Consider the following 16,991-nt stretch of genomic DNA (forward strand, 5'->3'; position numbering starts at 1 on the left):
TATATATTTATTTAATTTATGTAATTTCTTAATTTTTTAGAAGCCACTGCTTGAAACTGGAGGTGGATCGTACATTTCAATGCTTTTTCGAGATGTTTTTTATACTTAACTGCTTGTTCCTGTTCAAAATGGATCGTACCGTCTTGATCATAGAAAACATAAATATTAAATTCGTTTTCTTTGTACGTTGTGACGTTGATATCTTTGACGAGATTGCGACGCGTACGGTTCAGGCTGTATGCCAGCTTAAGCATGGAACCTAATATTTCAAATTGCTTTAATTGGTTACCTGAGATGAGCGTACGATAGGACTTGGCAAAATGCTGTAAGTACGATCTAGATTTGAACGAGGAGATAAAGGCAATCGCAAGGCGCTCCTCATGAGATAAGCCGTCAATGGCTGTATGGGTTAAGAGATAAAATGTATGCTGACTGCTCGCTTCTGGGTTAATGTATTCTCCAATATATAATACACGCGCACTATACTGAAGAAGGCGGATCGGTTCTTCATTTTCTTCTAATCCTAAATAAGGCTGTAGCTGGTGGTATAATGTTCGAACGATTTTTGAAACTTGTTTAATATGTTCGATGTTTATTTCATAGCTATGAGTAAGTTGGTAAAAACTTTCCTCGGCAACATTCGGAAAACGCTCGATGCCAATTTGTTGTAACAGTTCTTCATAAAAAAGACCATCACGAAGCCCTTTATTACTTAGGATAAACGTTGGTGCACTCGTTTTCTTCATTAATATTGATATCGCTTCTACCGCTGGAATAATAATATCAGCACGGTCTTTCGATAAGCCAGCAATTCTTTGGCGCTCACTTAACGTACATGAACTAAGTAATTCAGCCATGTCGCTCATGTTCTCAGGTGAAAGTTGATATTGATGAAGTCCAGCTAACGGATAATTTTCCCGTCGCTGTTGGATTAATGATAGGTTGCGCGCACTTCCGCCAATGCCGACAACTGGGTAAGCGCAATTGGTTAACCATGGCAATTGAGAAAATTGATCATTTAAAAAAGTGGTTAGTTGTTGCCGTTCTTCGTCACTCGGTGGGTCATTTTTAAAAAACATTTGCTGAAGTGTGATCGCACCGAACGGAAAGCTATGGTAGTGTACTAAGTTTCGGTTAGTAAACAAACTTATTTCAGTGCTACCCCCACCGATATCAATGGAAACTCCATTTTGAATATTCGTGGAGTTGACGATGGCTAAATAACCGTAATAGGCTTCTTGATACTCAGAAAGTACAGTAACATTTATGTTGGTCTCGGTATGGATCTGTGTGAGAATTTTTTGTTGGTTGACCGCTTTTCGAATCGCAGCGGTAGCAACGGCCTTGACTTGATCGATGCGATGAAACGAGAGAAGGTCATGGAATTTTTTTAATGTATCGATAATAACAGAAATTCCCTCGTTTGTTATGTTGCCTTCTTGATCAAAATGATTACTTAATCTTGCTACGACTTTTAAATTATGAAGCTCTTTATAATGACCATTTTTGTCAATGGCGTTGATGACCAGTCGGATTGAATTTGAGCCCATATCGATAACAGCAAGTTTTCTTGAATTCATTCACGGTCACATCCTTAATCGGAAAAAATTGTTACTATTGCAATTATAGTATGGAATTGAACGTTTTACTATTATCGTATACAATTTATAAATTGCCATAAAAAAATAAGTCTAACAAATCGTAATCATTCCTAAATCATGATATAATACATTACATGTAAAATTGATGAACCTTAAGTTACTAGCGAAGCACGGAGGTTAAAAATTGAATGAATAAGAATCAAGTCATCGTTGATATTAGAGGGCTATCGTTCCGCTACGGTTCAAGAAATGTGCTCGAGGACATTTCTATGCAAATTGAGCATGGATCATTCTTAGGGTTAGTAGGACCGAATGGCTCAGGTAAATCGACGTTAATCAAATGTTTGCTAGGCTTGTTAAAGCCGCAAGAGGGTGAGATATACTTATTTAATAAAAAAGTTGATAAGTTCAAAGACTGGGATAAAATTGGTTTTGTATCACAAAAGGCGAATAGTTTTAACACGGGGTTTCCAGCGACAGTTTTTGAAGTGGTGTCTTTGGGACTATTTGGTAAGATTGGCATGTTTCGATTTTTACGCAGGCACCATAAAATGAAAGTTTACGATGTCATTGAAAGTGTTGGAATGAGCGACTATATTCATCAAAATATAGGCGAACTTTCTGGAGGCCAACAGCAACGGGTATTTATTGCTCGAGCGTTAGTGAGTGATCCTGAATTACTTATTTTAGACGAGCCGACAGTTGGTGTCGATGCCAAATCCGTGCATAACTTTTATCAGATGCTCAGCCATTTAAACCAAAAAAAGGGATTGACATTGCTACTAGTTACGCACGACATTGGGGCAATGACTGATCACGTTACAGATGTTGCGTGTTTAAATAAACACCTACATTTCCATGGGAATTCACAAGAGTTTGAAAATAACCAAGATCTCTCAGCCTTTTATGGGCATGATGTTCACCTACTTACCCATAATCATGAACATCATTAGCAGGAGGCAAAAATCATGCTAGACGTTTTTTTTCGTTATGAGTTTCTGCAAAATGCACTATTCATCGGAATAATGATTGGCTTTTTATCACCGATATTAGGTGTTTTTCTCGTCGTGCGTAGACTTTCATTAATTGCAGATGCGCTGTCACATATTACCTTATCGGGAATCGCGGCTAGTCTGCTGTTGGGTAACTATGTTGCATTTTTCCAAGGCTTAAATCCATTATATATGGGAGCGACCTTTTCGGTTACGGGCTCGTTATTGATTGAACGCTTGCGAACAGTCTATAAATATTACCAAGAATTAGCGATTCCAATTATTTTGTCAGGTGGCATCGGTCTTGGTGTTGTCTTTTTGTCATTAGCTGATGGGTTTAATACTGATTTATTTAATTATTTATTTGGCAGTATTATTGCTGTAAGCCGATCAGATTTCTGGACCATCCTCGTCATTACCATCGTTGTAACGATTTTGTTAGTGCTATTTTATAAAGAATTATTCTTTTTATCATTTGATGAAGAGCAAGCGGTTGTTGCAGGTATAAATCGTAAGCTATTGCATTTTATTTTCATCGTTATGGTTGCTTTAGTGATTGCTGCTTCGATGCGTGTCGTTGGGATTTTACTTGTTTCTGCATTAATGACGTTACCTGTAGCTGCAAGTATGAGGATAGCAAAAGGCTTCAAACAAATGTTTCTTTATTCGGTTATTTTCGGGGAAATTGCTGTTATAGGCGGACTGATTGCATCATTCCATTTAGACATTGCTCCTGGTGGAACGATCGTTCTCATCGCTGTTTTCATCCTCATTGCGGTGATTTTACTGAAGAAAGTAAGTCATTCTGTAACAGTGAAAGGACAAACGGCAAAAAAATCATCTATCAGTTAAGAAAGGATCATCTGCTGAGGTGATCATTTGTCAATCCCACCTCTTCTCGTGTAAAATAGCAGAGGATTTAGATGGGAGAATTTATATGGAATTATTGAGTCAATTGACCTTTTTAGAAAGAGGAATCATAGCAGCTGTTATTATTGGATTGATTTGCCCGATGGTCGGAGCTTTTTTACTCGTTCGGCGCATATCAATCGTTTCTGAATCGTTATCTCACATTACACTAACGGGATTATCTGCTGGGATTTTATTAGGACAAACGATTACTTATTTACATGTTATTAATCCACTATATTTTGGATTAGTGTTTTCGTTGGCCGGATCACTCCTAATTGAAAAGTTAAGGCAGATTTACAAACATTTTGAAGAGTTGGCTGTACCCATTATTTTATCAACAGGAGTGGGGTTAAGTGCCATATTTATTAGCCTTTCAGAGGGTGGCTATAATGAGTGGTATGCATATTTGTTTGGAAGTATCGTATCGGTGACTCTTGAAGACCTCTATTTCATTATTGTTACTGCACTAATCGTCGTTATTATTCTTGCAGTTTTTTATAAAGAGTTTGTTTCGATTTCTTTTGACCAAGAATATGCAAAAATTTCTGGGATCTCGATAAAAAAGTTAAATTTTATCTTTTCTTTATTAATTGCACTCGTTATAACGATCTCCATGAAAGTTGTCGGTATTTTATTAGTTGGAGCGATGGTTGTCCTTCCAACAGCAACGAGTATCCAAATGGCAAAAAGCTTTAAACAAGTGATCGGTTTTGGTGTCTTGTTTGCACAAGCAGCGATGTTAATAGGGATTTACTTATCGTACCAGCTTGATATCGCAACAGGTGGTGTGATTGTTTTAGTAGCGATTGCTTTATTAATCATTGTTTCAGGTGTGAAATCGCTTATTCGTTAAGGGGGTTGGGGTAGTGAATGTTGAAGAGGCTATTGAATTATTAAAGGAAAAGGGTTATAAGCATACAGGGAAACGAGAAGAAATGCTCCGACTGTTCTCCGATGAAAAGCGGTATTTATCAGCAAAGGATGTCCTTGAAAGCATGCAAGTGGAATACCCGGGGTTAAGTTTTGATACGATTTACCGTAATTTATCCTTGTTTGCTGATTTAGAAATATTAGAAATGACCGAGCTTGAAGGGGAGAAACGTTTTCGTTTTAGCTGTGCAACTTCTTCTCATCATCACCATCTTATTTGTCTAGATTGTGGGAAGACAAAAGAATTAAAGCAATGTCCTATGGATAAATTGAATGTAAACATGAGTGATTTTGAAGTTATCGGTCATAAATTTGAAGTTTATGGTTATTGTGATGGTTGCAAATAAAAGCATGAAGTCTTTGTAAAAGGCTTCATGCTTTTTTTATTTTTTCAAATACTAAAATTTGAAGTGCCGAAATGGAGGTGAGTTGGGGTGAAAAACAAAAAGCATATAGAGCATGATGAGCCAACAATAGCTACAGGTATTGATGACGATGAAGAATTGAGCCAAAAGGCAACGGAAGAAGACGTGAAAAAAGGAGAGTCTACAACGGTTGTACGTTTATCTTGGGATGAAGATGAAAGGTAAGAAGTGTTTTTCTTACTCGGTTTCCGATTGTTTACATGAGTTTGTTCCAAGCGGGTTGAACAACCTATAAGCAAGGAGGGGGATATAAAATGACTACACCAATTGTAAAATGTAATGTTTCAAACTGTACATTTTGGGGAGAAGGAAATAACTGTCAAGCTGATTCGATTCTTGTAGAAGTAGATCGTCATGCCAACAATGATTATAACGTTGAGGCAAGTGGCGAGCTTCTAGGTGATGCGGATCATAAGGATGAGGCTGGGAATGTTGCGGCCACTTGCTGTCATACGTTTAAACCTAAAAACGACAAATAAGTATAAAAGGAGGCACCACGCGTGTCTCCTTTTTATTACATTAGCGTCCCTTTTGGCTATTCATGTTCGCTCGCTTAAAGGTAATCAGAACTGCGGTCAAAGCGATGGAATCTTATTTTTGTATCCATTTGTTGACCCAGTCATTAGCTTCCTTCCAGTCATAGACTCGGATGACATTTTCAGGGGTAGGCTTACGATTGTATGGTGTATCAAGTAAAATGACAGGAATCTGACATTCTTCGGCTATGTCACAAGCATTATCATGCTTATCTTCAAAAAAGATATCAACTTGGTGTTCCTTAATGGCATCGATCTTATCATGTTGTCCAATAAGCTCAATGTGTCCGTATGGGATGGAGTTCTTTTCAAACCATTGCTGGGTAACTTCTAATAAATGGTCTCCACGTGCACTAATGTATACCAATTCATGTTGGTCGTTGGTTGCCCATTGTCTAATTACATCTTTAGAAAAAGAGGCGAGGTCAGCGTTCATATAGATGATTTGTTCATGCTCTTTCATCCAATCCCAAAACGTTTCAGATGAGACCCCAAGTAATTGAGTTAAATCATATTCGGTAATGTCATCTAATGTAATATTCTTTTTAAAATGTTTGTTTAAATAAGGAATGAACGTTCCTGGATGAGTAACAGTTCCATCAATATCAAGTCCAAATTTCTTCATGTGATCACCTCATGATTGTTTTTATCAACATCATAACACATTTTATATCCTACTCGTGCTTAAACGCTCCCTATACTTGCAAACATTTACACCTATAATGTGGTTTGATCTACTCATACTAAGACTGCACCTCAAAAACAGAAAGTGAGGGATTGAAATGGCTGATAATCGTTTTGAAAACGATGAAAGGTCTCTTGAATTAGAAAGGGAAGAGAGAGACCTTAATGAAGAAAGAGACTTTACTGAGGAGACGGCAGCAGAGGTTACTCCAACAGGCCCGATCGGTGTCGTTGGTGATCGTGAAGAACGAGAGGAAACAGAAGCTGCCAATGTTGATGATGAAACAGCTGGCAGAGGGGTAGGAACATTTGCGATTGTTCTTTCCATCCTTTCGTTATTCTTTTTACCAGTACTCTTAGGTGCTGCAGGTATTGTCGTTGGGTTTATTTCAAGACGTAATGGTGCATCAGCTCTAGGTAATTGGGCAATCGGTATTGGTGCAGTCTCCATTATTATGACTGTGTTTTTCTCCCCATTTTTCTAGATAAGTATAAACAAAGAAGCAGACTTCAATGTCTGCTTCTTTTTATACATATTATTTATTGAGGGCTTGCTTTTCGTGATATTCAGCGGCGATTTTATCGACTTCTTTCTTCAATTCATCAACCATCGTCTCTTCAGGTACTTTCCGTACGATTTCTCCGTGGCGGAATAATAAACCTTCACCACGGGCACCAGCAATACCGATGTCAGCTTCACGTGCTTCGCCAGGTCCGTTAACGGCACAACCAAGAACGGCCACTTTAATGGGTGCTTTTATGGTTGAGATATAGTTTTCGATGTCATTAGCGATACTAATTAAGTCAATTTCAATTCGTCCGCATGTTGGGCAAGAAATTAATGTTGCCGCATTTGAAGCAAGGCCAAATGATTTTAATAATTCGCGAGCAACCTTTATTTCTTCAACTGGATCAGCACTTAACGAGATGCGTACGGTATTCCCGATCCCCATGTTAAGGATGGCACCGAGCCCCGCAGCGCTTTTGATTGTACCGGCAAACAATGTGCCTGATTCTGTAATACCTAAATGGAGAGGATAGTCAAAGGCTTTGGCTGCTTTTTCGTATGCTTCAATGGCTAAGTTTACATCAGAGGCTTTCATTGAGACGATAATGTCATGAAAGTCTAGATCCTCTAAAATTTTGATGTGGTGTAAGGCGCTTTCCACCATTCCGTCTGCTGTTGGATATCCATATTTTTCAAGGATCTTCTTTTCTAGAGAGCCTGCATTTACACCGATTCGAATCGGTATTCCTTTTTCTTTAGCAGCTTTTACAACAGCTTCAACTTTTTCACGTTTTCCGATGTTACCAGGATTGATGCGGATTTTATCAGCTCCACCTTCAATCGCTTTTAAAGCTAATTTATAATCAAAATGAATATCAACAACTAATGGAATTGAAATTTGCGATTTAATGGATGCAATCGCTTCAGCTGCTTTCATATCTGGACATGCTACACGGACGATTTGACAACCAGCTTCTTCTAATCTGTGGATTTCAGCTACGGTTGCCTCGACATCATGTGTTTTTGTAGTTGTCATACTTTGGACAACAACTTCATTGTTACCACCAATTGTTAAATTCCCAACTTTTACAGGTCTTGTATTTGTACGATGAGTCACTTGGGTCACTTTTTATCTCGCCCCTTTATATCATTAGATCTATTTATTTCTTTTAGAGGATGTTCAAAAAGCGGTTCTTTTTGTCCTCCTTTTTTAACACGCACTTTCAGATAAAACTGTACGACAGTGCTTACCATTTTAAACAGACGATTTCATTTTATCAATGAATTGAATTGTTTGGCAACTAAATTTTCCTGACTGGATGTGAACTTATGGCTGGTAAATAGGGAAAAGATAGGTTTCTCCAACTTGTATTTCATCTGGATTGATGCCTGGATTTAACTCTTTAAAGTCATAAATGATCTCTTGGATAGAAGGAGCGATTGGACCTTCATGCAAATGTTCAACAATTGATAGAACGGTGTATCCAGGTTCAACGATCACTTCTTGACTAGGGATTGCGAGTGATGGATATGGGGTGTCTCTATCTTCGGAGTCGGTTACAGGTTCTGGCGCTTCAGCTTCCACATTTGACTTGTTTGGTGTTCCGGGTAAAGTTCCAGTTGTTAGATCATAATAAGAACTATAAAGAACGATAAATACAGCGATCCCGACGAGCAAACGTTTCATGGCTTGTCCTCCTTTTATCAAATACAAACGTAATTATTAGTAATAATTGGTAAAGGAATCGTTATATTCATTATATGCTTAACCTGTGGTTTTCATGACAACTAATTTGAGGAGAAACCGTTATTGCATCCAGAAGTTATAAATACAAGTACGAATGACTAAACTATTAGGAAGGGGACTTTGTAATGAGAGGAAAGGGGTCTTCGTCATTATTAATCGTTGTCCTTGGCTTACTGCCTTTTGTTATGGTGCTTGGAAATTCAATGCTCATTCCGATCTTACCGAATATGCAGGAGGACATGAATATTACATCATTTCAGAGTGGCTTAATTCTTACTGTTTTTTCAATACCGGCCGCGTTAATGATTCCAATTATTGGTTTTCTTTCTGATCGAATAGGTCGAAAGATTGTGGTGATCGTTTCGTTAAGTCTAGTTGTTATTGGCAGTATCCTCTCTGCACTTGCAGGGACAATGACCTCAGGAGATTCAGCGTTTCAGTTAGTACTAGTTAGCAGGGTGATTCAAGGCATTGGAGCAGGAGGGACAGCGCCTCTAGCCATGGTCATGATTGCTGATTTATTTGAAGGCAAGGTTCGGAGTAAAGCTCTAGGATCCATTGAGGTTTTTAATGGCATTGCCAAAGTCATTAGCCCGATCTTAGGGGCATTAGCAGCCATCTATTTTTGGTATAGTGCGTTCTATTTATATAGCACCGTCGCTCTTATCGTCTGTTTATGTATATGGTTTTTTATTGAGGAGGGTGAGGGTCGAAAAAGTAAAGAACGGATACCTGTTTACATGAAAAGGATGATCCATGTACTCAAGCGTGAGTTTCATTGGCTGATGCCAGTTTTTATAGCGGGAGGCATTGGGTTGTTTTTATTATTTGGTATGCTGTTTTATTTATCCTATGAAATCGAACGTATTTTTCAAATGGATGGATTTTTAAAAGGAAGTTTTTTTGCGATTCCACTTGGTGCTTTAACGATTGTTTCATTTTGGACAGGAAGGCAGATTGGGAGCGATATTGAAAAAGGTAAACGTTTTATGTTTTTAGGATTATCGATCCTATCGATCGGATTTGCTTGCTTAATCTTTTTCCATCAGTTGTATTATTTAATTTTGTTTTTAACGATCGCTTCCATTGGCTTGGGTTTATTTTTGCCATGTGCCAATACATTAATTACGTCTTCTGTTGACCAAAATGAACGAGGGTTAATTGTTTCCTTTTATGGAATGGTTCGTTTTCTAGGGGTTGCTTTAGGGCCAATGGTTTTTAGCCTTTGGATGGAAGCGGTCGTGGATATGTTTATTAAGTCATTGGTTCTGATTATCATTGTTGCTACTTGGAACTATTTTGTATTGTTCCCAAAGCCAGCTCAGCGTGTTCATACAAATAAGTAAATAGCCCCTTTTCTTTTTTTATGAAATCGAGTTAGATAACATTAATAGCTAAAATAATACCTTCATTAAGGGTAAGGAGCATGAGGCAAAGATGATAAAGATATTCATTCTTTTAGTGCTTAGTTTATTGACACCGATAAGTGTACTTGCAGACGCAGCCCCGGGAGATGTCATTGTTACATTAGGGGAGAGCTTGACAGCGGAGCAAGAGCAGCAACTTCTTGAGGAGATGAATGTCGGTGAGGATGTTGAAAAGATCTATGTGACCAATGACGAAGAGCACCATTATTTAGGTGACTATATCAGCCCTGCACAAATTGGAACTCGGGCGCTTTCTTCATCAAAAATAACACTCGCTCGCTCGGGAGCAGGTTTGCAAGTTGATACGAATAACATTACTTGGGTTTCTGAAGGAATGTATGCTAATGCGTTAGTAACTGCTGGGGTAAAGGACGCAGAGATTTATGTTACTGCACCTTTTCCTGTGTCAGGGACTGCTGCATTAACAGGATTAATTAAAGCGTATGAAGTTACAGCAGAGATTGAAATTCCTGAAGAGCAAAAGCAGGTCGCCAATGAGGAGCTAGTTCGTACAGGTGAGTTAGCCGATAGCATTGGTACAGAGCAAGCCACAGAGCTCATGACTAGGATTAAGGAAGAAATGGCAAGGCAACCAGTAGAAACAGAAGAAGATTTGCGTGATTTAATTACGAGGGTTGCTGAGGAATTAGGTATTACTTTGACTGAAGAAGAATTGAATGGGTTAGTTTCATTGTTTAATCGTATGAAGGATTTAAACATTGATTGGGATCAAGTACAAAATCAAATCGGAAAGATTAGAGATAATCTCGGTGAGTTTTTAAATCGTGAGGAAACACAGACATTTATCGCGAGTCTACTCGATGTGATTAACCAATTAATTGAAACCATAAAAGGATGGTTTAGGTAGTTGATCGGGCGACATTCATCCTGTTCAGTCATCAATGCCATAGTGAAAGTTTATGTATAAGCCCATTTCACTTGCTTTGAGGTAGTTTGTGCGTTGTTAGCATAAGATAGTGCGAGAGTTAGATAAAATTGCTTTGGGGCTGTTCTAAAGGTAAAATCACTTTAAGAACAGCCTTTTTTGTTGATGAACACATTCTTTCGTTATACAGTTGTTGTCTTAGTCGTAACATGTATGTACGTACAAATGTCTGATTCATGATTTTTGTCTTGTAGACGGTGGCTCGTTCTGGTATGTTTCTTTTGAATTGTCTTTTTTTTCATCATGATTCACCTCAAGGAATAGTTTTTCCAGTTTCGTTACTTTTATCAATGTTATTCGTATAGATAAAAAGAAAAGTAGGTTAAGGGGGGTTAAACATTGGAAGTACTATCGATTGCAAGCGTTGGTTTTCTTGTAGTTGGTTTAGGAACATTATTTTTAATTGGTGAGCTACTCGTAAGGGCGAAAGGGCTATTTGCATTGCTTGGTGTAGGGTTGATGTCTGTTTATTTTTCCTACCATATTGCAGATGGAGCATGGGGGCTATGGATCGTTCTTTTATATATTGTCGGTCTCATTTTAATCATTGTCGACGGAAAAGTGATTAATGATGGCACGGTTGCTGCTTTAGGTGTTGTACTGATGATTGTCGGGATTGCGATTCCGGCTCCGAACCTAGTGTATGGGATCCTCGTCTCAATGGGGCTAGTTATTGGCGGGTTTAGTGCTGCATTATTTTTAAAGGTGTTTCCTTCGCGCAACCTCTGGTCAAAAATGACGTTAAGAGACCAATTGACATCAGAGCAGGGGTACAACTCGATTAACGAGGATTACACATCACTGATAGGAAGAGATGGGAAAACCATCACACCGTTTCGACCGATCGGTACAGTTGAAATTGATGGAGATCATTATAGTGCCACAAGTGAGAGCCACTGGCTAGATGCGAATGTGTCTGTTGAAGTCACTGCTGTGGATGGGACTAGAATTGTGGTCAAAAAGAAAGAATAGGTACATAATATACACGTAAGGGGGTGTCCAAAGACACCCCCTATTTTTAATCGGATTGTGGTAAAAGCAGTAACGTGATAATAAGCTATTGTTGCATGCGAGATTTTGGTTTAGGTACTTTTTTTACAATTAAATTTAACATCACAATCGCGATAGCCCAATAAATCGTGAATGAGAAAGGAAGATAGATTCTTAAAGCATCCGTAATTCCAAAAAGCGTCGTTGGTAATGTAACTGCATATGCCGATAGTATCCATAATTGTTTGTAGGAAAGCTTCACTTGTGCTGATTTTCGAACAATAAATCCAATTAATGATAATGCAACAATCCCAATAAACTTTAATGCTGTGACAAATAAGTACATGAGAAACAGAACAAGTGCAATAATAATTGGCATCAGCTCAGAAACAGTTGCAGCAATTGCTTCAGTCTCAGTTTTTGTTAATGAAAGGTTCCCAAAATCTTGGTAACGAAGTTGTTGTGGGACGCCATCTGTAACTAATATTGCTTCGTGTTGCAATAGCGCAAATGCTTGCTCATATTCTTGGACGTTGGCTAGAGTAATCGTGCCAGTTGTATCAAATATAAAAGTGCCGTCCGCGGTTTCATCAATCATTGGTTCATCACTTTTTGAAGTTAACGTTCCATTAACAAATTCAAAATCAGGAACGTCTTGTTCGAGAGCTTGTTGAAACTGGTTAACTCCTTGGGTGAATGAGGTAGCGACATTTATACCCGCTGGTAAGGATACGATGGCCATCATTACAAAGATATATAATATGGTTTTACCTATCCCTTGAAAGCGGAATATTGCGATATCCTTAGGTGAATATAGGCTTTTAAAAAATTGTGTGAAGACGTTCATGATTAAGCTCCTTTGTATGTATGTTCCTTTCATTTCAGTTGTATTTTATCGGATAACTGTCATAAGGACAAGCACAACAATGAAATCAATGGGTTTAAATTCATGATTCAGGAAAATACTAAAAGGGAATTTCAATCGTTTGTGGCACTTGGTGAATACCGTTCATTATGAGTACAAATCTGTTTTTATTTAAAGAGACATTCAAAAATAAAAATCTTAATAAAATCTTTACAAATGATTAACAAATACTCAATAATAAACAAGTATGCTTGTAGAGGTTTGTCGAAACAGGTTTTATTATCTACATTTTTTGAAGGGATGAGAAGAATTGGATTTACAAACGTTGCTTTTTATGTTTTTTGGAGGTCTTGGGATCTTCCTATTTGGGATTAAGTCTATGGGGGACGGCCTTCAAAAAGTGGCCGGCGATCGGATGAGAGACATTTTAGATCGTTTTACTAGTAATCCTATTATGGGGGTTCTTGCTGGTATTGTTGTAACGATCTTGTTACAAACAAGTACAGGCACAACCGTTTTAACCATCGGTTTAGTAAATGCAGGTTTTATGAATTTACAGCAAGCCATCGGGGTAATTATGGGAGCGAATATCGGTACTACTGTAACAGCTTTTATCATCGGTATTAAAATATCGGCCTATTCGTTACCGATTATTGCGGTTGGTGTATTTTTACTATTCTTCTTTAAAAATAAAAAGGTTAACAATTATGGACAAGTCATTTTTGGGTTTGGTGCCCTCTTTTATGGTTTAAATTTAATGGGAGACGGGATGAAACCGTTACGTGAATTGCAAGCTTTTACTGACTTTACAATTAGTATGAGTGACAATCCTATTCTAGGGGTTGTGATTGGTACTGTATTTACAGTAGCGGTCCAAAGTTCGTCTGCATCTATTGGGTTATTGCAGCAATTATATGCCCAAGGAGCAATGGATTTAACTGCAGCACTACCTGTTTTATTTGGGGATAACATCGGTACAACGATAACTGCAGTACTCGCAGCGATGGGAGCATCAATAGCCGCTAAGCGAGCTGCGTTAACACATGTTATCTTTAACATTATTGGAACAATTATCGTCTTATCGATATTACCACTCTATATGCGCTTTGTCGCCTTTATCAAAGATGCACTAGAGCTAAATCCGGAAATGACAATCGCCTTTGCGCATGGGATTTTTAATGTCTCGAATACATTAATACAATTGCCATTTGTGGCGGTATTAGCTTTAATTGTGACGAAGCTTATCCCAGGGCAAGATTCAGCCGTTGAATATAAAGCCAAGCATTTGGATGAACGTTTTATTCAACAGTCATCATCGATTGCATTAGGACAAGCTGAAAAAGAAGTACTACGAATGGGTGAACTTGCAGAAAAAGGATTACAAGAAGCAGCGTTATATTTAAAAACGAACCAAAAGAAACATGGAGAGATGATTCCACAGTTTGAGGATGCAATTAATAATCTAGATCGTAAAATTACAGAATACCTTGTGCAGATTTCAGCTAGTTCACTATCAGAGTTTGACTCCAAGAAGCATTCAATGTTGATGAATACCGTTCGTGACCTTGAACGGATTGGAGACCATATGGAAAACTTGATGGAGCTCGTGGATTATCAAATATCAAATAAGGTTAAATTATCAGATGAAGCGATGGAAGATCTAGATGAAATGTTTATTTTAACAATTTCAACGATTCAACAAGCAGTAAAGGCGCTTGAGAATGGTGATACAGAAGAAGCAGAAGCGGTTGTGAAGAAAGAAGAAGCCATTGATAAAATGGAGAGAAAACTTCGCAAGCAACACATCGTACGTCTAAACAATGGGGAATGCACAGGCTCTGCTGGTATCGTTTTTGTTGATATCGTAAGTAATCTTGAGCGTATTGGCGACCACGCTGTGAATATCGCTGAAGCTGTCATTGGTGAAGAAGACTGGTAAACAAAACGCAAGAGAGGTGGGCTTAACAGGCTCCCTCCTTGCTTTTTTTACATGTATTCAAAAATAGGAAGGGGCAGGTTTTGTGGATGCTTTGATTTTATTAATCACTTTTATCTGTTTTATCGCTGCATTTATTGGTATCATCTATCCCATTATCCCAACAGTGATTTTTGTAGGATTGGCTTATGTTATCTATGGTCTCTATTTTGGTTTTCAGGCGCTCTCGGTCACGTTTTGGGTCATTCAAATCATATTGATTTTAAGTTTGTTGGCAGCAGATTTCATTAGTAACTTAGTAACGATTAAAAAATTTGGAGGATCGAATGCAGCGATTTGGGGGAGTACGATCGGCCTAGTCTTTGGACCGTTTGTGATTCCGGTCGCTGGGTTGTTTTTAGGAGCAATCATCGGGGCAATTTTAGCCGAACTAGTTGTTCACCGGCGTCCATTAGGTCCGGCTGTCAAAATCGGGATAGGGTCACTGGTAGGCTTTCTCGGCGGGGCCTTTTTAAAAGGATTACTATTGGTGGTCAGTATGTTATATTTTATTTTCGCTCATTTTGTATCGTGAGTATCCGGATAGTTGTAGGCTCCAGTAGGGAATTGCAGCCTTTTATTGATTTATAGTATTGACAATGTTGGAACCCTTTGATAATATAAAAAATGTCTTTAGACAAGTATTCCACAGTAGCTCAGTGGTAGAGCTATCGGCTGTTAACCGATCGGTCGCAGGTTCGAATCCTGCCTGTGGAGCCATTTTGGCGGTGTAGCTCAGCTGGCTAGAGCGTACGGTTCATACCCGTGAGGTCGGGGGTTCGATCCCCTCCGCCGCTACCAAATTGATGGCGACTGTGGCGAAGTGGTTAACGCACCGGATTGTGGCTCCGGCATTCGTGGGTTCGATTCCCATCAGTCGCCCCATTGGACCCTTAGCTCAGTTGGTTAGAGCTGACGGCTCATAACCGTCCGGTCGTAGGTTCGAGTCCTACAGGGTCCACCAATATGATTTATAACTAGGAGGAATACCCAAGTCTGGCTGAAGGGATCGGTCTTGAAAACCGACAGGCGGGTCAAACCGCGCGGGGGTTCGAATCCCTCTTCCTCCGCCATAACGATACATACTAACGATGTTTGTGTTACAACACAAACATCGTTTTTTTTGATGGTATAGGGACGGAGTGCCCGAACAAGGAAGAGTATTAGTGAATAAAGCTTACTCACTACCGCCTTTGGTTGGAGTTTTGTGGTGGGCACCGGGGAAGGCTAGAGATTCGAGGAGTAAGGATCCTTCCCAAGGGTGCGCCAGCAAAGGAGGTGTTCAACGAGTAGGCTTTATTTACCCCGCTTTTGATTCAGTATATGAACGGTACACTGAAGGATAATAAGTCTGTTCAAACAAGAAAGCCCTTTGATTCTAGATGTTGTTCACATTAAGAGGGAAGAACAGGTGTATCTCTTAAAAAGATCCAAACAAAAATTCCGGCAACGATGCAATAAAAGGCAAAATAGGTCAGCTTGGCATTCGTTAGCATGGCCATTAGCCATTTGATACCAACAATGGCAAACGCGAATGAAGCAGCAAATGCGATTGAAACTTCAACCCACATGCCATTATGAAAGAAGTTCGATAACTCGGGTAGTTTTAGTACTGTGATTCCAGCGATAACTGGTATCGATAACAGAAATGAATAGCGAACAGCAGTTTCTTTTGCTAATCCAGACCATAGAGCAACGATAAGTGTACTGCCTGCACGTGAGATTCCCGGTATGACAGCGAGTGCTTGTCCGATGCCGACAATTATTCCATCTTTCCAGGTCATATTTTTCACAGTTCTTGTCCCAGGTGAAATTCCGTGTTCAATTAAAATAAGAAAAATTCCTGTAACAATTAATGAGGCACCGATCGTTGCTGTGTTAGTGATGCGATCATCGACAATCTCTTCAATCCCTTTGCCTACCACCATGGTCACTATGGTAGCGAGAATAATAAACCATCCAAACCGATAGTTGCTATAGTGAGCATTGCTTTTCTTCCGTAAATAAGTAAAGAAATCCTTGGTTATTGCAACAACGTCTCTCCAAAAAAAACAAATAACGGCAAGTAAAGATGCAAAATGAAGAAAAACTTCAAAAACTAATGGCTCGTTTTTTGCCTCAATTCCAAGTAGTTTTTCAGTCAAAATTAAATGAGCAGAACTAGATATCGGTAAAAATTCTGATAACCCTTGGATAATTCCAATGATTAAGGCTTCAAACCAGGTCAAATGAACCCCCCACTTCCTATACATACGTTCGTATCCATATGTATGGCAGGGGTAGCAAAGATATGCTAAAAAAATGGTTTAACTTTTTGTTGAAATGGGTAGTTTATCAATAGAATTATCCTGCTAGAAATAACTTCCACAGTCCTGTGCTTTCTAATTGAAAGTTAAGATTATTTTTGGTATGGTATTACTTGAGAAACTTAGTAAACTTTTCTGTTGCTTATA

At 38.7% G+C, this 16,991-nt stretch carries 18 protein-coding genes and 5 tRNA genes; 17 read left to right on the plus strand and 6 right to left on the minus strand.

Features of this window, described 5'->3' with window-relative positions:
* Nucleotides 1-11: 11 nt before the first annotated feature.
* Nucleotides 12-1,580 carry an exopolyphosphatase gene (ppx, locus tag KH400_RS03660; protein WP_217221952.1) on the minus strand — a complete coding sequence of 523 codons (1,569 nt, stop codon included), beginning with the start codon at nucleotides 1,578-1,580 and terminating at the stop codon, nucleotides 12-14.
* Between the two features lie 209 nt (nucleotides 1,581-1,789).
* Between ppx and KH400_RS03665 the strand changes: the two genes are divergently transcribed.
* The 6 genes from KH400_RS03665 to KH400_RS03690 all read left to right on the plus strand — a co-directional run bounded on the left by KH400_RS03665 (nucleotide 1,790) and on the right by KH400_RS03690 (nucleotide 5,339).
* Complete coding sequence (locus KH400_RS03665) at nucleotides 1,790-2,554, plus strand: metal ABC transporter ATP-binding protein (RefSeq protein ID WP_217221954.1); 765 nt, start codon at nucleotides 1,790-1,792, stop codon at nucleotides 2,552-2,554.
* A gap of 15 nt (nucleotides 2,555-2,569) precedes the next feature.
* Complete coding sequence (locus tag KH400_RS03670) at nucleotides 2,570-3,445, plus strand: metal ABC transporter permease (protein ID WP_217221956.1); 876 nt, start codon at nucleotides 2,570-2,572, stop codon at nucleotides 3,443-3,445.
* 85 nt (nucleotides 3,446-3,530) lie between these two features.
* Nucleotides 3,531-4,358 carry a metal ABC transporter permease gene (locus KH400_RS03675; RefSeq protein ID WP_217221958.1) on the plus strand — a complete coding sequence of 276 codons (828 nt, stop codon included), beginning with the start codon at nucleotides 3,531-3,533 and terminating at the stop codon, nucleotides 4,356-4,358.
* A 13-nt stretch (nucleotides 4,359-4,371) separates the two neighbouring features.
* A complete protein-coding gene (locus KH400_RS03680) occupies nucleotides 4,372-4,782 on the plus strand; it encodes a Fur family transcriptional regulator (RefSeq protein ID WP_217221960.1) in 411 nt (136 codons plus the stop codon).
* 87 nt (nucleotides 4,783-4,869) lie between these two features.
* On the plus strand, nucleotides 4,870-5,025 hold the full coding sequence (locus KH400_RS03685; RefSeq protein ID WP_217222136.1) for a hypothetical protein: 156 nt from the start codon (nucleotides 4,870-4,872) through the stop codon (nucleotides 5,023-5,025).
* A gap of 89 nt (nucleotides 5,026-5,114) precedes the next feature.
* Nucleotides 5,115-5,339, plus strand: a complete 225-nt coding sequence (locus KH400_RS03690; RefSeq protein ID WP_217221961.1) for a DUF1540 domain-containing protein — start codon at nucleotides 5,115-5,117, stop codon at nucleotides 5,337-5,339.
* Nucleotides 5,340-5,451: 112 nt separating this feature from the next.
* Here KH400_RS03690 and KH400_RS03695 read toward each other — a convergent pair whose 3' ends face one another.
* Nucleotides 5,452-6,021, minus strand: coding sequence for a hypothetical protein (locus KH400_RS03695; protein ID WP_217221963.1), 570 nt, complete (start codon nucleotides 6,019-6,021; stop codon nucleotides 5,452-5,454).
* A 157-nt stretch (nucleotides 6,022-6,178) separates the two neighbouring features.
* Between KH400_RS03695 and KH400_RS03700 the strand changes: the two genes are divergently transcribed.
* The gene (locus tag KH400_RS03700) at nucleotides 6,179-6,565 is read left to right on the plus strand and encodes a hypothetical protein (RefSeq protein ID WP_217221965.1); all 387 of its coding nucleotides are present in this window, start codon (nucleotides 6,179-6,181) and stop codon (nucleotides 6,563-6,565) included.
* 51 nt (nucleotides 6,566-6,616) lie between these two features.
* On the opposite strand, the gene ispG is transcribed toward KH400_RS03700, so the two are convergent.
* Nucleotides 6,617-7,705: a flavodoxin-dependent (E)-4-hydroxy-3-methylbut-2-enyl-diphosphate synthase gene (gene ispG / locus KH400_RS03705; protein WP_217221967.1), complete on the minus strand. Its 1,089-nt coding sequence runs from the start codon at nucleotides 7,703-7,705 to the stop codon at nucleotides 6,617-6,619.
* A 210-nt stretch (nucleotides 7,706-7,915) separates the two neighbouring features.
* Nucleotides 7,916-8,275 carry a protein YqfZ gene (gene yqfZ / locus KH400_RS03710; protein ID WP_217221969.1) on the minus strand — a complete coding sequence of 120 codons (360 nt, stop codon included), beginning with the start codon at nucleotides 8,273-8,275 and terminating at the stop codon, nucleotides 7,916-7,918.
* A gap of 185 nt (nucleotides 8,276-8,460) precedes the next feature.
* Between yqfZ and KH400_RS03715 the strand changes: the two genes are divergently transcribed.
* From KH400_RS03715 to KH400_RS03725, 3 genes are all read left to right on the plus strand, one after another.
* Complete coding sequence (locus tag KH400_RS03715) at nucleotides 8,461-9,681, plus strand: MFS transporter (protein WP_217221971.1); 1,221 nt, start codon at nucleotides 8,461-8,463, stop codon at nucleotides 9,679-9,681.
* Between the two features lie 91 nt (nucleotides 9,682-9,772).
* A complete protein-coding gene (locus KH400_RS03720; RefSeq protein WP_217221973.1) occupies nucleotides 9,773-10,630 on the plus strand; it encodes a DUF1002 domain-containing protein in 858 nt (285 codons plus the stop codon).
* A gap of 417 nt (nucleotides 10,631-11,047) precedes the next feature.
* Nucleotides 11,048-11,680, plus strand: a complete 633-nt coding sequence (locus KH400_RS03725) for an NfeD family protein (RefSeq protein WP_217221975.1) — start codon at nucleotides 11,048-11,050, stop codon at nucleotides 11,678-11,680.
* Between the two features lie 85 nt (nucleotides 11,681-11,765).
* Here KH400_RS03725 and KH400_RS03730 read toward each other — a convergent pair whose 3' ends face one another.
* Nucleotides 11,766-12,545: a DUF1189 domain-containing protein gene (locus tag KH400_RS03730; RefSeq protein ID WP_217221977.1), complete on the minus strand. Its 780-nt coding sequence runs from the start codon at nucleotides 12,543-12,545 to the stop codon at nucleotides 11,766-11,768.
* Nucleotides 12,546-12,873: 328 nt separating this feature from the next.
* Here KH400_RS03730 and KH400_RS03735 point away from each other — a divergent pair, with 328 nt between their 5' ends.
* The 7 genes from KH400_RS03735 to KH400_RS03765 all read left to right on the plus strand — a co-directional run bounded on the left by KH400_RS03735 (nucleotide 12,874) and on the right by KH400_RS03765 (nucleotide 15,611).
* The gene (locus KH400_RS03735; RefSeq protein ID WP_217221979.1) at nucleotides 12,874-14,502 is read left to right on the plus strand and encodes a Na/Pi cotransporter family protein; all 1,629 of its coding nucleotides are present in this window, start codon (nucleotides 12,874-12,876) and stop codon (nucleotides 14,500-14,502) included.
* A gap of 82 nt (nucleotides 14,503-14,584) precedes the next feature.
* Nucleotides 14,585-15,073: a DUF456 domain-containing protein gene (locus KH400_RS03740; protein WP_217221981.1), complete on the plus strand. Its 489-nt coding sequence runs from the start codon at nucleotides 14,585-14,587 to the stop codon at nucleotides 15,071-15,073.
* Between the two features lie 110 nt (nucleotides 15,074-15,183).
* A tRNA-Asn gene (locus KH400_RS03745) sits at nucleotides 15,184-15,258 on the plus strand.
* A gap of 4 nt (nucleotides 15,259-15,262) precedes the next feature.
* Nucleotides 15,263-15,339, plus strand: a tRNA-Met gene (locus tag KH400_RS03750).
* Between the two features lie 8 nt (nucleotides 15,340-15,347).
* Nucleotides 15,348-15,423 (plus strand) — tRNA-His (locus KH400_RS03755).
* Between the two features lie 2 nt (nucleotides 15,424-15,425).
* Nucleotides 15,426-15,502: transfer RNA gene (locus tag KH400_RS03760), tRNA-Ile, on the plus strand.
* Nucleotides 15,503-15,518: 16 nt separating this feature from the next.
* Nucleotides 15,519-15,611, plus strand: a tRNA-Ser gene (locus KH400_RS03765).
* 321 nt (nucleotides 15,612-15,932) lie between these two features.
* On the opposite strand, the gene KH400_RS03770 is transcribed toward KH400_RS03765, so the two are convergent.
* Nucleotides 15,933-16,766 (minus strand): undecaprenyl-diphosphate phosphatase, encoded by an 834-nt coding sequence (locus tag KH400_RS03770; RefSeq protein WP_217221983.1) that lies wholly within the window; start codon nucleotides 16,764-16,766, stop codon nucleotides 15,933-15,935.
* Nucleotides 16,767-16,991 lie beyond the last annotated feature (225 nt).

The sequence above is a fragment of the Desertibacillus haloalkaliphilus genome (assembly GCF_019039105.1).
In the GTDB taxonomy this organism is placed as follows: domain Bacteria; phylum Bacillota; class Bacilli; order Bacillales; family KJ1-10-99; genus Desertibacillus; species Desertibacillus haloalkaliphilus.